Source organism: Streptomyces sp. NPDC005262, from assembly GCF_042872425.1.
GTDB lineage: Bacteria > Actinomycetota > Actinomycetes > Streptomycetales > Streptomycetaceae > Streptomyces.
Genome location: NZ_JBIAKK010000021.1, coordinates 95,424 through 110,876 on the forward strand (window position 1 = coordinate 95,424; position 15,453 = coordinate 110,876).

At 68.4% G+C, this 15,453-nt stretch carries 16 protein-coding genes and 1 pseudogene; 12 read left to right on the top strand and 5 right to left on the bottom strand.

The window, feature by feature from the left end; genetic code table 11:
• Nucleotides 1-159: 159 nt before the first annotated feature.
• Nucleotides 160-984, top strand: a complete 825-nt coding sequence (locus ACFYP5_RS34855) for an MIP/aquaporin family protein (protein ID WP_389043229.1) — start codon at nucleotides 160-162, stop codon at nucleotides 982-984.
• A gap of 57 nt (nucleotides 985-1,041) precedes the next feature.
• Here the strand turns inward: ACFYP5_RS34855 and ACFYP5_RS34860 are convergent, their stop codons facing one another.
• On the bottom strand, nucleotides 1,042-2,472 hold the full coding sequence (locus tag ACFYP5_RS34860) for a selenium-binding protein SBP56-related protein (protein ID WP_389043231.1): 1,431 nt from the start codon (nucleotides 2,470-2,472) through the stop codon (nucleotides 1,042-1,044).
• A gap of 602 nt (nucleotides 2,473-3,074) precedes the next feature.
• Entirely contained in the window at nucleotides 3,075-3,719 is a 645-nt protein-coding gene (locus tag ACFYP5_RS34865; RefSeq protein WP_389043233.1) for a dihydrofolate reductase family protein, read from the bottom strand.
• Between the two features lie 88 nt (nucleotides 3,720-3,807).
• Here ACFYP5_RS34865 and ACFYP5_RS34870 point away from each other — a divergent pair.
• Nucleotides 3,808-4,188: pseudogene (locus ACFYP5_RS34870) on the top strand (GntR family transcriptional regulator); the annotation flags it as partial.
• A 297-nt stretch (nucleotides 4,189-4,485) separates the two neighbouring features.
• Here the strand turns inward: ACFYP5_RS34870 and ACFYP5_RS34875 are convergent.
• Entirely contained in the window at nucleotides 4,486-4,620 is a 135-nt protein-coding gene (locus tag ACFYP5_RS34875) for a hypothetical protein (RefSeq protein WP_389043235.1), read from the bottom strand.
• 867 nt (nucleotides 4,621-5,487) lie between these two features.
• Here ACFYP5_RS34875 and ACFYP5_RS34880 point away from each other — a divergent pair.
• Nucleotides 5,488-5,742: a WhiB family transcriptional regulator gene (locus ACFYP5_RS34880; RefSeq protein ID WP_389043236.1), complete on the top strand. Its 255-nt coding sequence runs from the start codon at nucleotides 5,488-5,490 to the stop codon at nucleotides 5,740-5,742.
• Between the two features lie 17 nt (nucleotides 5,743-5,759).
• The gene (locus ACFYP5_RS34885) at nucleotides 5,760-6,047 is read left to right on the top strand and encodes a YkvA family protein (RefSeq protein ID WP_389043237.1); all 288 of its coding nucleotides are present in this window, start codon (nucleotides 5,760-5,762) and stop codon (nucleotides 6,045-6,047) included.
• 433 nt (nucleotides 6,048-6,480) lie between these two features.
• On the opposite strand, the gene ACFYP5_RS34890 is transcribed toward ACFYP5_RS34885, so the two are convergent.
• Nucleotides 6,481-7,323 (bottom strand): oxidoreductase, encoded by an 843-nt coding sequence (locus ACFYP5_RS34890; RefSeq protein WP_389043238.1) that lies wholly within the window; start codon nucleotides 7,321-7,323, stop codon nucleotides 6,481-6,483.
• A gap of 67 nt (nucleotides 7,324-7,390) precedes the next feature.
• Between ACFYP5_RS34890 and ACFYP5_RS34895 the strand changes: the two genes are divergently transcribed.
• From ACFYP5_RS34895 to ACFYP5_RS34925, 7 genes are all read left to right on the top strand, one after another.
• Complete coding sequence (locus ACFYP5_RS34895; protein WP_389043240.1) at nucleotides 7,391-8,068, top strand: DNA-binding response regulator; 678 nt, start codon at nucleotides 7,391-7,393, stop codon at nucleotides 8,066-8,068.
• Between the two features lie 441 nt (nucleotides 8,069-8,509).
• Nucleotides 8,510-8,761 carry a DUF6400 family protein gene (locus tag ACFYP5_RS34900; protein WP_030922551.1) on the top strand — a complete coding sequence of 84 codons (252 nt, stop codon included), beginning with the start codon at nucleotides 8,510-8,512 and terminating at the stop codon, nucleotides 8,759-8,761.
• Entirely contained in the window at nucleotides 8,745-8,990 is a 246-nt protein-coding gene (locus tag ACFYP5_RS34905; protein WP_389043241.1) for a hypothetical protein, read from the top strand. The genes ACFYP5_RS34900 and ACFYP5_RS34905 overlap by 17 nt, the downstream gene beginning before the upstream one ends.
• Before the next feature lie 625 nt (nucleotides 8,991-9,615).
• Entirely contained in the window at nucleotides 9,616-10,233 is a 618-nt protein-coding gene (locus ACFYP5_RS34910; RefSeq protein WP_389043243.1) for a TOPRIM nucleotidyl transferase/hydrolase domain-containing protein, read from the top strand.
• A gap of 137 nt (nucleotides 10,234-10,370) precedes the next feature.
• A complete protein-coding gene (locus ACFYP5_RS34915) occupies nucleotides 10,371-10,745 on the top strand; it encodes a VOC family protein (protein ID WP_389043244.1) in 375 nt (124 codons plus the stop codon).
• 657 nt (nucleotides 10,746-11,402) lie between these two features.
• Entirely contained in the window at nucleotides 11,403-12,197 is a 795-nt protein-coding gene (locus tag ACFYP5_RS34920) for an SDR family NAD(P)-dependent oxidoreductase (protein WP_389043246.1), read from the top strand.
• Between the two features lie 572 nt (nucleotides 12,198-12,769).
• Nucleotides 12,770-13,465 carry a hypothetical protein gene (locus ACFYP5_RS34925; RefSeq protein WP_389043247.1) on the top strand — a complete coding sequence of 232 codons (696 nt, stop codon included), beginning with the start codon at nucleotides 12,770-12,772 and terminating at the stop codon, nucleotides 13,463-13,465.
• Between the two features lie 86 nt (nucleotides 13,466-13,551).
• Here the strand turns inward: ACFYP5_RS34925 and ACFYP5_RS34930 are convergent, their stop codons facing one another.
• Nucleotides 13,552-14,052 (bottom strand): hypothetical protein, encoded by a 501-nt coding sequence (locus tag ACFYP5_RS34930; protein ID WP_389043249.1) that lies wholly within the window; start codon nucleotides 14,050-14,052, stop codon nucleotides 13,552-13,554.
• 897 nt (nucleotides 14,053-14,949) lie between these two features.
• Here ACFYP5_RS34930 and ACFYP5_RS34935 point away from each other — a divergent pair.
• Nucleotides 14,950-15,297 carry a PRC-barrel domain containing protein gene (locus ACFYP5_RS34935; protein WP_313941119.1) on the top strand — a complete coding sequence of 116 codons (348 nt, stop codon included), beginning with the start codon at nucleotides 14,950-14,952 and terminating at the stop codon, nucleotides 15,295-15,297.
• Nucleotides 15,298-15,453 lie beyond the last annotated feature (156 nt).

A 15,453-nucleotide genomic window follows, 5' to 3' on the forward strand; every position in this document is an offset into this window, starting at 1 on the left:
TTCCTCCGGACCGGCAGCACATCCGGGCCGCACCTCGGCACCGTGCCTCGGTCGACGAAGTCCTGGCCATATGGCGGGTATCGGCGTCCGCGACGACTCGTCGGTCGGCGAGCCGGTGCGGCCGGCTCGTCGCCCGCTCGGCAGGAGGTGCCATCGGCCATGACCCGAACTCCCGCATCGCCCAGCAGACCGGGACCGCCCGATGAACCGGGGAACGCTTCACCCGGCCCGGCGGCAATCGCAGGGCATAGCGCGCTGGAGTGCCTTCTGGCATTCGTGCTGCTCTTCGGCGTCGCCACAATCGTGCGCTGGGTCGTGGGGCCCTCCCCCATCTCCGAGGCGGTCACGCAAATCCACCTGCAGTTGCTGATCATCGGCGGAGCGGTCGGTCTGCTCCTGACAACACTGATCCTCAGCCGGCCGGGACGGATCTCCGGCGGACACATCAACCCCGCGATCTCCCTGGCCATGTGGCGTTTCGGAGTCTTCCCCGGGGTGTCGGTCGTGCCCTATATCGTGGCGCAGCTCATCGGTTCCGTACTCGGAGTACTCACGGCGCGCGCCGTATGGGGCCCAACGGTCAGCCGTCTCCCGGTAGTCGACGCCACGCTGCAGCCCGGCCCCGGGTGGACGGCCGGTGCGCTGTTCGCAGTGGAGGCGGCAGGGATGGCCGTCATCGTGTACCTCGTCGGCTACTTCCTGCAGACTCCCCGGCTGGCACCGAAGGTTCCCTGGCTCGTCGGATGCCTGATCGGAGCGGCAATTGCGCTTCTGGGCACCACCACGGGAGGCAGCGTCAACCCTGCCCGCCAGTTCGGCCCGGCGGTGGTCTCCGGCGGACTCGACTTCTTGTGGGTATACCTGCTGGCCCCGATGGTCGGTGCAGCGCTTGCGGCCGCTGTTCTTGACCGAGTACACAAGCGCCGCACCGTGCTCACCCACAGGCTCTGCGGCACTCAGGCGGACGGCGCCCCCCTTCCGTGAGGGCAACATGCGATCGCGGCTGCGTTCCATGACCGGGCGGTCGCGGAGCACAAGCGGTCAGCGGCGGTAGCAGTACGAATCCGAGGAGGCGTCGCCGCCTTGCAGGCGCGTCTGGTGCACGCGCAAGCCCAGGAAGTCCGGGCCGTGCGGGAAGAATCGGTTGTCGACGGAGAGCCCGCCGCGCGAGGTGTCGGCGTCGAGTTTGATCATCCACGGCTCGATGCCCGCCGGATAGAACTGCGCGTCCCAGGCGGAGTACAAGGAGTTCGTCAGGTACACACGCCGCCCGTCTCGGCTGATCTCGACCATCTGCGCTCCGCCGGTCAGCGGAACGTCCGGCTCGGCAGGATGCGGCTGCCTGTCAACGATGCCGCCGAGACGCACGGACGCGGTCTGCCTCGGGTGGAACGGGTCACTCACGTCGTACTGGACGAGCTCGCCGGTTCCCCATGCGGATACGTACAGCCACTGGTCGTCCACCGAAAGGTCGATGTCGGTGATCATTGGGGGCGCTGCACCGAACGGCTGCAGCGCCGGGGGCAGGTCCTCCGTCCGCGCTGGCCGGGCAGGGATGGTGATCACCTTGCGGATCACGAACTCCTCGCCCTCACGGTTCCACAGCCACACCGACGCCGAAAGGTCCTCCACGTCGACCACGGTGTTTGCGAACCCCCACGTTGCCTCGGGGTCGTGCGCGGGACGCAGCTCCAGCACCATCTGGTTCTCATCACCCAGATCGACGCGCTGCAGGTGTCGGCCGGAGTCCAGCTCCCAGAAGTGCAGCGAGTGGCCGTACCGGCGACCCAGCAGCAGTTCGGGGACAAGGCCGTCCTCGATCATCGAGGGGAACCCCCACTCGCTGGTCATGGCGACGTTCTGGCGCAGATGCCACCAGACGTCGTAGGCGAGCCGCTGCGGTCCGCGGTCGCTCTCCCAGGCTCGGAGTACTTCGAAGTTCTCGTGGTCCAGCAGCGCGACGCCGCCAGGCCCGTCCCTACCGTCCGTGCCGCCCAGGCAGGACAGGAAAACTCCGTCAGGGCCGCAGTGAAGTGTGTGCGGACGCGAATATCCAGCCTTGGCTGCCAGCCCCTCGGGCTCGACCACCTTCACCAGTCGGGGGCGGGCGGGATCGAGGCCGGTGTCGAAGATGTGCAACCGGGAAGAGCGCAGTCCCGGGACGATGAGGTAGCGCCGCACAGCGTGATGGTGACCGGCGTGCGCCAGCGCACTCGAGCAGGCGTTCCAGCCGAAGTGGTGCAGTTCGTTGCCCAGGCCGGGAAGGTCGACGTGGGAGATCACGCGGCCGTACGCGGGGGATTTGGGGTCGGTGCCGACAGTGAACAGCGCGTCCGCGCGCTGAGCGGTCGGGTCGAAACCGACGACATACGCGAGCTGCTCCGGGGGCGCGGCGACGGCTTCCGCCGGAGTGCGGTACAAGGTCGGGTCACTGTGGTCGTCGCGGTCGTGAGCGTGCTCGGCCGTCGTCATGGCTGTTCCTCACTCCCGAACGGGAGCCCGGGACCGTGGGACTCCCGCAGGCAGCCGTGCTCACCCGTTCGAGATCGATGTGCAGACGCGGGACAGATATGGCATAGAACGAGCGTTTCACAGCCGCGGAGCCCTGCCAAGGCGGCAGCGCGGGGTGCGGACCGCCTCAATGTGCGGCTCGTCTCGGGCACGCCCGACCGGATCCTTTCCGGCCGATCAGGCCGGACCAGCGAGCGACGGCCGACCAGCAGGACATCCGGAAGGCTCGGTGCCCGCTCGGCGCCCCGCACTTTTCCACCGGCTCGTCATGGAGCACGGTGCCGATGTGTCCTACCGGATGGTGCGGCGCTACGTCTCCGACCGGCAGCCGGAGATCCTCGCCGGCTCGGGCAACGTACCGGTGGAAGCGTTCGTGCCGAGGACCCACCCGCCAGGACACGAGGCGGTGGATCGCCCTCCGCTCTCACTTCGACATCGAGTAGCTTCTACTGCCGCCTGGGCATCGACGGCGCCCAGCCGACCGCCCGTGGCGCGACTCGACGGGCCGCCTCAGGGCGGCCCCAGGAGGCGGAACTGCCGGCCGGGGCCGCCCTGAGGACCGGTCACTTTCGCCAGAACAGGTGGTGCGTCACCCCGCTCGGGCTGGGAACGACCTCCAGGTGGAACCGGTCGAGCAGCTCATCGGGGGACTCCCAGAGTCGTAGTCCGGACCCGAGCTTCACCGGCGAGACCGCCACATGCATGGTGTCGACCAGGTCGGCGTCGAGGAACTGCCGGATGGTGGTGACTCCCCCGCCGAGTCGGACGTCCTTGCCCTGCGCCGTCTCCCGGGCCCGCTCGAGGACCGTGGCAGGGTCGTCGTCGACGAAGTGGAACGTGGTGTCGGAGAGCGTGACCGAAGGACGCTTGTGGTGGGTCAGGACGAATACCGGGGTGCGGAACGGGGGCTCGTCACCCCACCAGCCCTGCCACTCATGGTCCTGCCAGGGCCCGCGCTGGGGCCCGAACTTGTTACGGCCCATGATCTCGGCACCGATGTTGCGCGAGTAATCCCGCGTGAGGTAGTCGTCCAGGCCCCGGCTCCCCCCGGGGTCGGTGCGCATGGGCCAGCTCGCCGTGGCACCGGCCCAGGCGAACAGCCTCTCGGGCTCGACATGACCGAACGGCCTCTCGAGGGACTGGTCCTCACCGGCACCGATCCCGTCACTCGATACGTTGAAGTTCTGGACTCTCAGTAGCTGAGCCACGTGTTCCTCCTGTGCTGTCGACAACAGTGGTAAGACTTGCCGGGCCGGGGGAACTCATCGCTGCCTCCGTGACCGGTCAAGAACTTATCTGTCGGAACAGGAACTGGAGGCCGGCGACCTGTACGAGCACCTGAGGGAGCATCACCAGGTACAGGTCCATGAGGCGGTCCAAGCCATCGAGCCCACGGTCGTCACGCAGGCGGAGGCCGCTCTGCTCGGTGTGCCCGAACTCTCCCCCGCCCTGCTCTTCGAGCGGCTCACCACCGACACCAGTGGGCACCCCGTCGAATACGTCCACTCGCTCTACCGCGGCGACCGCTACCGCATCGTCTCCCGGATCACCCTTGGTCCCGCGCCCGCCGTACCCGAGGCGCGCAGCGAACACCATCCCGGCATCCCACCAGGGGATTTCGCACACCGCGATCCCATCTCCTCGTCCACTGTCGGAAATGTCCGGTCAGGGAGGTAGTACAGGTCCGTCAGGAAGTCCGCGGGCAACGCGAAGAAGGCGGGGCAGAAGGCCCTGAGGGCTGTCCCGTAGTCCCTGGCGGGCGCACGACGACAGCCACAGCGCATCGCTGCGTTGCCGAAACGCCTGAATGTGCCCACGTACGATCACGCCCCTCCGCCGTGCGATGCACCGCATCCGACGCCGCGCGCTGATCCACCAGGAATGACGGGACAGCCCTTGGCGAGCACGCGCCACACCGGAACGGCGAAGGCCCCGGACCGACGAGGTCCGGGGCCCCAGCAGTGCGGTGAGGGGTTACTCGTCCTCTTCGAGGCAGTCGAGGCAGTCGCACTCACCGGCATGGCCGCAGTCGCAGCCGCACCCGTGGGCGGCGCTGAAGCAGTAGCAGGTGCAACCGGTCTCGCCGCAGGGCTCGGTGTGCCTGGTCATGGGTGTCGTCCTCTCGTCAGCGGCAGCGCGGCGGTCAGCAGCGGCCGCAGTTGGGCCCGGGGCATGAGGTCCGGGACCCAGTCGTGCGGTGAGGTCCAGCCAGGTGTGGTGGCGAGCTTGCGGCTTCCACGCCGCCGAGCTGAGCCGTCCCCCGGTGTGACACCTCGACCTGATAGAACTTCTCGCTCTTCGGGACGTCGTCGACGGCGACTTCGAAGATGCAGTACTCCTCCGCGTACCGGAAGAAATTCCCCTGCCGATGTCGTCGAAGCCTCCGGGTCACTTGCAGCCGGTGTCGGCGGTGCGAAGGACTGTGTCGGTGAGGGCGAATGCGCCGGCGAGTGAGAAGGTGGCCGGTTCGTCGTCGCAGCTACCGGCCACGACGGCCCAGGCAGCCCCGACGATGCCTGCCCCCCACGACCAGGCCTGCGTGACCTGTGATTGCGGGATTCACCTGCCGCTCGGCCTGCGGTGCGGCGGGCGCCCTCGGCATGGCGGGTACCGCGGGCACTTCAACAGATGGCGGCAGCACTTCGGTGGTCATCGTCCCCCCCGGGATTCGTTCGAGATCGGGATCGTATCCCGAATCTGCGCAGGTGGGGCCAGGATTTATGAACTGATTCAGCACCTGCTGATCACTGAAGCGATGGGCCCCGGATCGAGCCGTCGATGCCGGCCGTCAGGTTGGTGGACGACGGCAGACCGCTCGGCATCCCGCTGGTCGCGCTCGGCCCGCTGCGGCATGCACGGCGCACCTGTACGCGGGCCTGCATTGCGGTGAGCAGAAGCCAATGGGGTTTCAGGGGCCTGTTGTAGGTCACCCGCAACGTACCAACCGAACGAGGACGACCATCGGGAGTGAGGCACATGGATAACTGGCGTATGCAAGCGGCCTGCCGTGACGAGGACCCCGATCTGTTCTTCCCCATCGGAAGCACCGGCCCGGCGCTCGTGCAGACGGAAGAAGCGAAGGCGGTGTGCGGCGGATGCCCGGTTCGCGAGCTGTGTCTGGAGTGGGCCATGGAGCACGGTCAGGACTCCGGCGTATGGGGTGGCCTGGGTGAGGCCGAACGGCGTGCACTGAGGCGCCGCACCCGCAGGCGGGCTCAGGAATCCGGATAAGGATGGACGATGAACCCATGGACTCCACGGCTTGGCTTCTCGTCGGCGCGGTCGCCGCACTGCTCACCATGGGGGTCGCCGGCGTCCTCCTGATCCGGCTGATCCGGGCAAGAAAACTGCTGCTCGACGCAGGGATTCCGCTGCGGAACAAGGCGTTGGTGTGGGCGGCGGCGATCTACACCGTGTGTCCCGTCGACCTGATCCCCGACCCCGTCTATCTCGACGACATCGGGTTCCTGTTGCTGGCGCTGCGCTCGCTCACAGCCCACGGCCGCGGGCCAGTCGCGCGCCGCCCTCCCTCATAAGGGAGGTGGCTCGCCCCCGCCCGACCGCATCGCAGCCGCCCGGTGGCCCACGCGTACGTGTCCGGCCGCCGCGTGAAGCAGTGCAGGCATGCCGGTCTCGCTTGCTCGATCATCCGCCCACAGATGAGGCGTTCGGTACGTACCAGCCGGGAAGCCCCGGTCCTGCCGCCGGTTCACCGCGTCGATCGCACCCCACTCGACAGCATCCTCGCAGCCGGCCACAACCTGCCTCCCCAGTGCCCGGCGACAGGTCTCCGGAGTCATTCCGTCAGGAGCTGCAAGCGGTCGGCTCCGGAAGTTCTGCGGGGCCGTTCATGCTGCGGGCGTGAGGGGGGCTCCTCCTGGTGATCGGTGGTGTGCCGGTCGAGCCTGGCCGGCACACCGTCCAGGTCGAAGCGGGCATGGCGGGCAGCCGCTTTCCGGAGCCGACGCGTCAGCCTCGCAGGTCAGAGAGGTCCTCTTCACTGAGACTGAGATCGTTCGCCGCGAGGTTCTCCTCCAGGTGGTCGAGAGAACCGGTGCCCGGAATCGCCAGCACCGACGGCGAGGTCGCGAGCAGCGAGGCGATCGCGACCTGCGCGGTGGTCGCGCCCAGGCGTGCTGCGACCTTGCCGAGCCGTTCGGTGTCCAGTGGGTTGCCGCCACCGCCGAGCGGGAAGTACGGCACGTAGGCGATGCCCGCTTCCTCGCATTCCGCGAGCAGCCCCATGTCACCGGTGTACTGGTTCTGTACCGCCGTGACGGGCGCGATCGCCCGGGCCTCGGCGAACTGGGCGGCGTCGACGTTACTCACACCCAGGTGCCGGATCAGCCCCTCCGCGCGGAGGTCCTCCAGTACCGCGAACCGTTCGGCGATCGACTCGCCGCCCGGTCCGGTCACCCCGCCCACCCGCAGATAGACCAGGTCGAGCCGGTCCAGTCCGAGGGAACGCAGATCTGCCTCGACCAGGCCACGCAGCTGGTCAGGCGTCGCTTGCTCGCTCGGCACACCGTTCGGTCCGGGCAGCGGCCCGACCTTGGTCGCGATGACCAGGTCGTCACGGTAGGGGGCCGATGCCGTACGGATCAGCTCGTTGGCCCGCACGGCTCCCCTTCCGTAGAAAGCCGCCGTGTCGATGTGGTTCACGCCCAGCTCCACGGCACGCCGGAGCACCGCGATGCCGCTCTCGGGGTCTCGCGACGGGCCGTCGAAGGTGCCCATCGCCAGGCGCATCGCCCCGAAGCCGAGCCGGTTGATGGTCAGGTCTCCGCCGAGGGAGAAGGTTTTGATCGTCATGACGCTCATGCTGCCCGCAGCCACGATGCCCTGCGAGCTCGTGGCAGCTTGCTGCCAGACTGGCTGGATGCGGAGCGAACAGGTGTTTTCAGTCCAAGGGGACGCAGAGTTGATCGCGCGTGCCGGTCATCTCTTCGAGGCCGCGCAGACCGAGTTCCTGTGCGCCGTTCGGGACCTCAAGACCTGGTCGCAGCCGGAGGCCCGGGTCGCGATCCGGAACCGGATGAGTGCTACGGATTCCTCGGACTTCACCGCTCACAAGCTGCTCAGTCCGCTCGCGCTCGCCGACGAGGAGGCCCGAGCTCATCTGCGGCTGGTGCAGAGCGAGGGCGCTCTCGTTCGGATCAGCGGCTCGTCGCTGCCGCACGAGACCATCCTCATCGACCGGCGAGTGATGATCCTTGCCGGACGCGAAACCCCCACCGGCCGCGAGTACACGGTGACGACGTCGCAGATCCTCGTCGACGGCGTCCACTCGCTGTTCCGGGCGATCTGGGACAGCGCCGTCGATCTCGACACCTATCTGCGCAGCGACGTCCCCCACCTCGATGCCGACGGCCGCATGATCCTTGAAGCCCTCGGTTCGGGACTGACCGACGAATCGGCGGCCAAACGGCTCGGCGTCTCGCTACGCACCTACCGGCGGCGCGTCGCCGAGCTGATGGCCAAGCTCGAGGCCGGTTCCCGCTTCCAGGCCGGAATGCGTGCGGGCGAGCTGCGGCTACCCCGCCAAGAGGGTGCTTAGCGTGGGCGGATTGCCCATGATGCCCTGGTAGTCGCCCGGCCGTTCAGCGCTCGTGTCATCTCGCTGTCGGAGGCGGGCCCGGGACTACCGCACCACGCCCCGCAGGACAAGGACCCGCTCCTCGGCAACCTGCCCTTGACGGCCGTGCCGGATGCTGCCAGGTCCGTGGCCGAGCTCACCGGTCCTGCACCGCCTGCTCGCGCGTCACCGCGCCCAGGTCCGCGCGGCAACCCCCATGAAGTACGTCACATTGCCGTGTGCGGAATCGTGCGCGTTGTGGCTTCCCGGTGCCGGCAACGGCCCATCGCTGTCTGCCGATCTGAGGGTTCCCCGTCGATGCGCAGGACACTGCGCCGCTCCGGATCGACTTAGGCCACCCTTCCCTGCCGCTGCGATCGCCTGATAGATGTGGAATTCCGCCAGCTCATCGAAAGTCGCACAATGAACGAGGAAAATCTCACCGGTCACATACCCTTCACCATCGATCTGACCTTCGAGGAAGCTCGACGACGGGCGGAGGTCGTGACCGCACTCGGGCCCGACTGGGACCCGGTCGCCGCTCTCCAGAGCGAGGACGAGGCCTACACGCTCCTCTACTCGAACCTCGACGCCGAGCAGCAGCGCACCTACGACCTGCTCGTGGCGGCCGGAGTCCTGCCAGGAGGGGAGCCGGGCCGTGCGGCTGCCCATTGATCCACAGGCGGACGTCGCCCGCCGCGCCTGGCTCGCCTGCCCCGTCTGCGACGACGCCCGCCACTGCGAACCCTGCGCCTCCCGCCGTAACTGCGGTGAGCACTGGCGCTATCTGATATCCAGCAACGGACCGGTCGTTCACCTTCAGTGTCCGCGGTGCACACACATGTGGTCAGTGAACACGCGGCCCGGCGTCACCCGCAGCGACGACCACACCTCCGGCTGGTGACCGACGGCCGGCCCAAGCCGCGGCCTGGTGGTCACAGGTCATGGGCTGGTCGGTCCGTCTTGGCATTCATGCAGGTCAGAGCCACTTTGCGGGGCGTCGCTCAGCGAGCCGTCAGCATCGGTCCCGGCCCTGTCCCGCGGTTGTTGACTGTCCGAGCGCCTGGGGCGCGGTCACGGTGCGGGGGTGGCCCGTCGCCTGCGTGCTCCTGGTGGGTGCAGCACTGTTCTTCCCAGGCGCGGACGTCGTGGCAGCCGCGTTCTCCCGGACGCCGAGGCGGTCCACCGTCAAGTACCTCATGCGGCCTGACCATTTGGGGCTGATGAGCCGTAGAGGTATGGGAGGACGAGGCGCGGGTGAAGCCGCGCTCGACGGTGAATGGCTGTCCTTGATGGTGCGTGGCGGGCACGTTTCGGTCGGTGGCCGGATCGCACCGGCTCCGCGCCCCAGGGCAGCGCTGTCAGAGATGGCCGGCCATTCCGGCATCGGCACCCCGAGGCTCCGTCGGCTCAGTGCCACAAGTGACGACGTGGGCCGGCAGGCCTACGTGACGAGGGTGCCGGGCATGTCGCGCGGGGGCCGTCGAATATTCCGTGCAGTGCCGGTCGGTGGGGTGCAGACTCGCTCCATGGCGGACGTGCAGGCATTCCGGGACACGGTCAGTTGCTGGGCGGCCGGCGGTGCCGGCGAGCCGGCGAGTGATCTGGCGGTGCGACTGGGGCTGCGGACGGCGGTGGTGCTGGAAGGACCGAGTGACCTTGAAGCCGTCGAGGCGCTGACCGCACGGCGAGGCAGGGACCTGGCCGCCGAAGGGGTGTGCGTCGTACCGATGGGCGGGGCGATGAGTGTCGGCCGCTACGCCGGCCTTCTCGGGCCACCCGGTCTTGGCCTGCGTCTGACGGGACTGTGCGACGAGCGCGAGCAGCGCTTCTACACCCGCGGCCTGGAGCGGGCCCGGGCGCCGCACGGGGGCTTCTTCGTGTGCGTGGCGGACCTGGAGGACGAACTCATCCGCGCGCTGGGCACGTCTCGGGTGGAGGAGATCATCCGGGCCGAGGGTGATCTGCGGGCCTGGCAGACCTTCCTGCGCCAGCCTGCACACCACGGTCGGCCCCGGCAGCAACAGTTGCGACGCTTCCTCGGCACGAAGAAGGGTCGCAAGATCCGCTACGGCCGTCTCCTGGTGGAGACCCTCGACCTCGGCGAAGTACCGGCCCCGCTCGACGGCCTCGTCTCAAGTCTGTGACCGAGGCACGAAAGCGTGGTCACAGCGGGGTCCCCGAGGAGGACCGGGTGCTCTTGTCCACGGCCTGCAGGCCGGCAAGAGGAAGAGCGCCTCTAGGGTGTGCATCAAGAAGCTCCACCGATCGGCCCGGAGATGCCATGCCTCTGCAGATGAAGTTGGGTGCGATCACACTCGATTGCCCTGATCCGCCGGCTCTGGCGGCGTTCTATCAGCAGGCCACCGGCCTCGAACCTCACCCGAAGTCGGACGCCGACTTCGCCGGTCTCAACGGTGAGGACGGACTTCTCATCGGCTTTCAAAGAGTCGACGACTACCGAGCTCCGAGCTGGCCGGACCAAACCCTTCCCCAGCAGCTTCACATCTGCTTCGACGTCGGGGACGACCTGGACGACTCCGAGGCCCGGCTGCTGGAGCTGGGTGCGGGCAAGCCGGATCACCAGCCTCATGATGAGGCCAGGGCGCGGGTCTTCACCGATCCGGCTGGGCATCCCTTCTGCCTGGTCAAGCGCTGACTGCTCCTGCTCGTTCGGCTGGCCGGCGCTCGGCTTCTCCTTCGCTCCGAACTCACCTTGTGAAGGGTGCCGTTGCCTACGACGGTGGTCCTGACGCGGGGCACGGTTGCCGGCTGACGGATGGAGGTAGCTCGGGGGACCACTGCAGGCTGCGCCGGTGCATGATCTCGTCGTGCTGGGCGGCAAGTCGGGACAGCGCGAGCTTCTTGAGCGCGGTCAGCTCCTCGACGGTCGCTTCCCGGTCGGCGACGCAGTGGTTCAGCTCGGCGTGCTGGGCCTTCAGACGCGCGATCTGGGCGTCTCGGGGGGCTGGTCACACAACTGCCCAGCCTCCCGCAGGGCCGCCGGACACACCCACGATGCGGGTCCCGTCCACGGTGCGGTCGGTTGCCGCCGCCGGTCTCGAAGTTGCCGGGTCCGACGACCGGCATCCGAAACGCGCTCCATCTCGCCGCACTCGGCCACCTGGGCTTGGCGGCGTGCCGGGCAAGGCGCTCGGAGATGGGGACATCCCTGGCTCGGACGCCGCCGCGCGGCAGTCCTCAGCGGTCGCCGCGTGGCGCTGGACACCTGCACCGAACCCAGGCCCGATACTCACTCAAAGCACCCATTTCGGGTTGCTTTATCGTGCCGATGTATGCCGTGGAGGAGAATCCGGTGGAGCTGAATCTCACGGACAAGGTCGCCGTCATCACTGGAGGAAGCAAGGGCATCGGCCTGGCCGTCGCCGAGGCATTCGGCCGTGAAGGCGCGCGCGTCGTTGTCGGCAGCCGCACGGAAACACCTGAGCTGGCCGCCTTGCGCGAGCGGTTCGACGTCGCCTTCCATCCGGTCGATCTGGCCGATTCCGACGGTGCGGACGCTCTGATCCAGGAGGCGGCGGACCGACACGGCAGGATCGACGTGCTGGTCAACAATGTCGGGGCCACCAGCCCACGGTCCAGCTTCCTCGAGGTCGATGACGCGGCATGGGTACGTGCCCTCAACATGACGTTCTTGAGTACGGTGCGCGCCAGCCGCGCGGCGTTGCCGCACCTGCTGGCCCAAGACGAAGGGGCGATCGTCAACATCAGCTCCATCAATGCCCGACTGCCCTTCCCCATGATTGTGGACTACTCGGCAGCCAAAGCCGCCCTTAGCAATCTCACCAAGGCCTTGTCCGAGGAGTTCGCCCCGCGCGGTATCCGCGTCAACGCCATCGCTCCCGGCCCCGTACGCACCCCGTTCTGGACCGCCCCCGGCGCCTTCGCCGACACCGTCGCGGCCGGCGCAGGCGGTACGGCGAAGGAGGCCCTGGACAAGGTGGTGCCCCAGCAGATGGGCATCTCCACCGGACGGATCACCGAACCCCAGGAGGTGGCCGACCTCGCTGTCTTCCTGGCGTCCCCGCGTGCCGGCAATATCACCGGTGCCGAATTCGTCATTGACGGAGGCCAGATCAAGACGACCTGACACGGGGTCGGGCGAAGCGAGGCAGCTCACGCCCTTGACTGCCGAAGCGGGGCCGGCGCTCCGGTCGTCACGTCGCTCCGCCGCCGTGGCAGGGCGCGTTCGCACTCCCCCGGTGCCGCAGGCGACGGCATTGTTCAGCACGTGCTGTCCCGCCTGCCTGCTCTGGGCTTCGGCGCCCCGTGCCAGGTCACGGCTGTCACCGCGGTCCTTACGCTTCCCTCCGTACGGGCCGGTCATAAGGGAGCCCACAGACTGAGGTCCAGGCACCGACACGGCGGCGAGAGCGAACCCTCGACGCCGCAAATTCGCGTGAGCCGGTGTTCACCGTACTGATGGCCCAGGCCGACGCCGAGGGGGACCTGGCTTGGGCGGTGTCGGTGGACAGCACGATCGTGCGGGCCCACCAACATGCGGCCGGCCCCCCGCAAAGGGGGCCCCGGCCGGCGAGCGCGACCATGGCCACCTGGCGTCGGGCCAGGAGAACCGCAGTCGCTGACAGCACCAGCCGTCCGTTACACACGTACGGCGCTCAGCCACGCGCGCCCCTCGTCAGGAACTCGTAGCCTTGGTTCATGGCGGAAGCCACATCCGACAGCGGGCCGGACAACAACCACAAAAAGGGTGACGTCTCCGGGCGAACCCCTTCCGGCGGCTCGGCGCTCACGGCCCCCGCGGCCGAGAGCGGCGCCGGAGCCATCCAGCTCCCCGTATGGACCAAAGCCCTCGGCTGGAGCGGTGTCGCTGGGCTGATCTACCTGCTGATCTGTGCCGTGAGCATCATCAGTCGCGGCTTTGCGGGGCTGGGCAGCGACGCGGCGCACACCATGTTCGCCTTCGCCGCGAACCCGTGGGTCGGGCTGAGCGTCGGCGTTCTCGGCACCGTTCTGATCCAGTCGTCGACCACGACGACGGCCATCGCTGTGACCGCCGTAGGGTCGGGCGCGTTGCCCATCGAAGGCGCGATCCCCATCATTCTGGGCGCGAACGTCGGCACCACCGTGACGACGAGCCTGGTCGCACTGACCTTCATCGGCGACCGCACAGAGTTCCGCAGGGCGCTCGGCGCCTCGACCGTCCATGACTTCTACAACTGGCTCGCGCTGCTTCATCGCACTGCCCGCCCTGGTCATCGTGCTGGTGGGCGTGCTCTGAGTACGGCGTCCGACGGCGGAACCCGTCAGGGCTCAGTGCCCTGGGGTGATGTACGAGCGCCTGGTCTCGCCGTGTGCGCCCTGGGAGAGGGTGTCGCCGGTGAAGCCATGGCTTGAGGCTGCTGCTGCACCGCTCGACGGTGTTGCGCTGCTCGTCTCCTCCGCCCACTGCTTGCGTGCATCGCAGGCCGAGGCAGCCCGGATCAGGAGTGACCGTGCTCCGACCCCGTTGCTGCCCCGCCCGGTCGGCCCATCGACGGCGGCGGCAGCGGTGCGGGTACTTGCAAGACGGACGAGGCGTCGTCATCCAAGTCGCCGCGGAGGGCAGCGATGGCGAAGGCCACCATGGATGCCAGGACGAGCAGCGCGAACGGCCCCCAGATCGCCGGGATCGCCCATATCGGCCAGTCGTTGGCAGCCTGCGCCCACAGCGTCAGGATGGCTGCGCCACCCATGACGACGCCGTGCCATCGCACCACGGTCGCTGCTGTCGCGTGACGCCGCTTGCCGGGCGCGAACAGTGGCCACAGCCCTCCGACGAGGGCGGACAAGCCGAACGAGATGCAGGCGAGCGCGCCGCCGAGGCGGTCTTCGGGCCACCCCACTGGCCCCGAGGACGTCTGTTGCCGCTGTCCGTCGGCGTCCCGGACCTCGACGACCTGCCCGTGCCAGATCAGGCCGACGACCTTGTCGTCCGGCTCCATCCCTGAAACCACTGGACTGGTTTGACGGAACGTCACTTTCCATGGCTTACCGGATGGCAGCAACAATTCGGCCTCCGGCGACTCGTTCCTCTCTCCGTGGTGCGCGTCGGCCTTCCGGACGGTGAATTCCTGCCGCCACAAGCACCCCGACGGTTCCACCGGGACGGAGGCGCACGCCGACGCGGCGCGGAACTCCCGCTCCCGCTCCAGCGCTCCACGGATCTCGAGGGCCGACGCCACCCCCAGGACGAGAGCCACGACAGCGACCAGCAGCCATGACACCGTCCGTATCGCCTTGTTCCCCGCCGACCCCACCGCGCCCCCTCACTCATCCCACGTGTCCCCGCACGCGTATTCGAGCACGCCGGCCGATCGCCGCCCATGCCCGCTGCCAGCAGCACACGACCCACCAGGTTTGCCGGGCTCTGGCAACGAGTGGAAGGGCGGATGTTCTGCCGGAGCCTCTCGGCAGCCACTTGTGTCCGGTTGGCACCAGAGGGTCGAACCCCCTGGTGCGTGAGGCACTTGGTTCGCCTGCTGCCTGACGCGAGTCACGGCCCGGTCCGCATCGGTGTCATCGGTGTCATCGGTGTCATCGGTGAGCATCGTCCCCTCCGTAGACGACTGCCGGTACGCAGCACTCGTCAGTTCGCCACTCCCCCGCAAATCCCGCGGCCGCCGCATCGCCGGAGCGCGCGGGCCGGCACGCGACTCTGCTGGTGGACCGGTCCCGGTTCCCCCGGCGACCGGCCCGTAGGTTCATGCCTGTCGGCAGGTGGATCCGACCGTGTGAGATCTCCGAGGACGGGCACGCGAATGATCGAGAGGGAAACGTCGGCTTTGATCGACGGCGAAATACAGATCTCTCTCAACCCGCACCAAATGAAGGAGCTAGGCATGAGTGACATCTGGGGATACCAACCGACCACGGGCTACACCGCCGGCACCAACCTGACCGGTTACAAGGTCGAGGCGACCGACGGAAGCATCGGCAAGGTCGACAAGCACTCCGATGAGGTCGGCTCCTCCTGCATCGTCGTCGACACCGGCGTCTGGATCTTCGGTAAGCACGTACTGCTGCCCGCCGGAACCATCACCCTCATCGACGCCTCGGAGAAGAAGATCCACGTCTCGCGCACCAAGGCCGAGATCAAGGATTCACCCGAGTTCGACAAGGACAGGCACCTCGGCGACCCGAGCTATCACGACGCGGTCGGTGAATATTACGACGCCCCACGCGTCTGAGACGAGCCCCAGCGCGCGGTCGGGGGGGGGGGGGGGGGGCGGGGCCCCCCCCCCCCCCACACCCCGGCCCGGGGGGCCGGGGCCCCCGCCCGAGGGCCGCCCCCGCACGGAGTACCCCCGCGGGCCAGGGGCCGCGCGGCCCCGCCACCCGGGGCC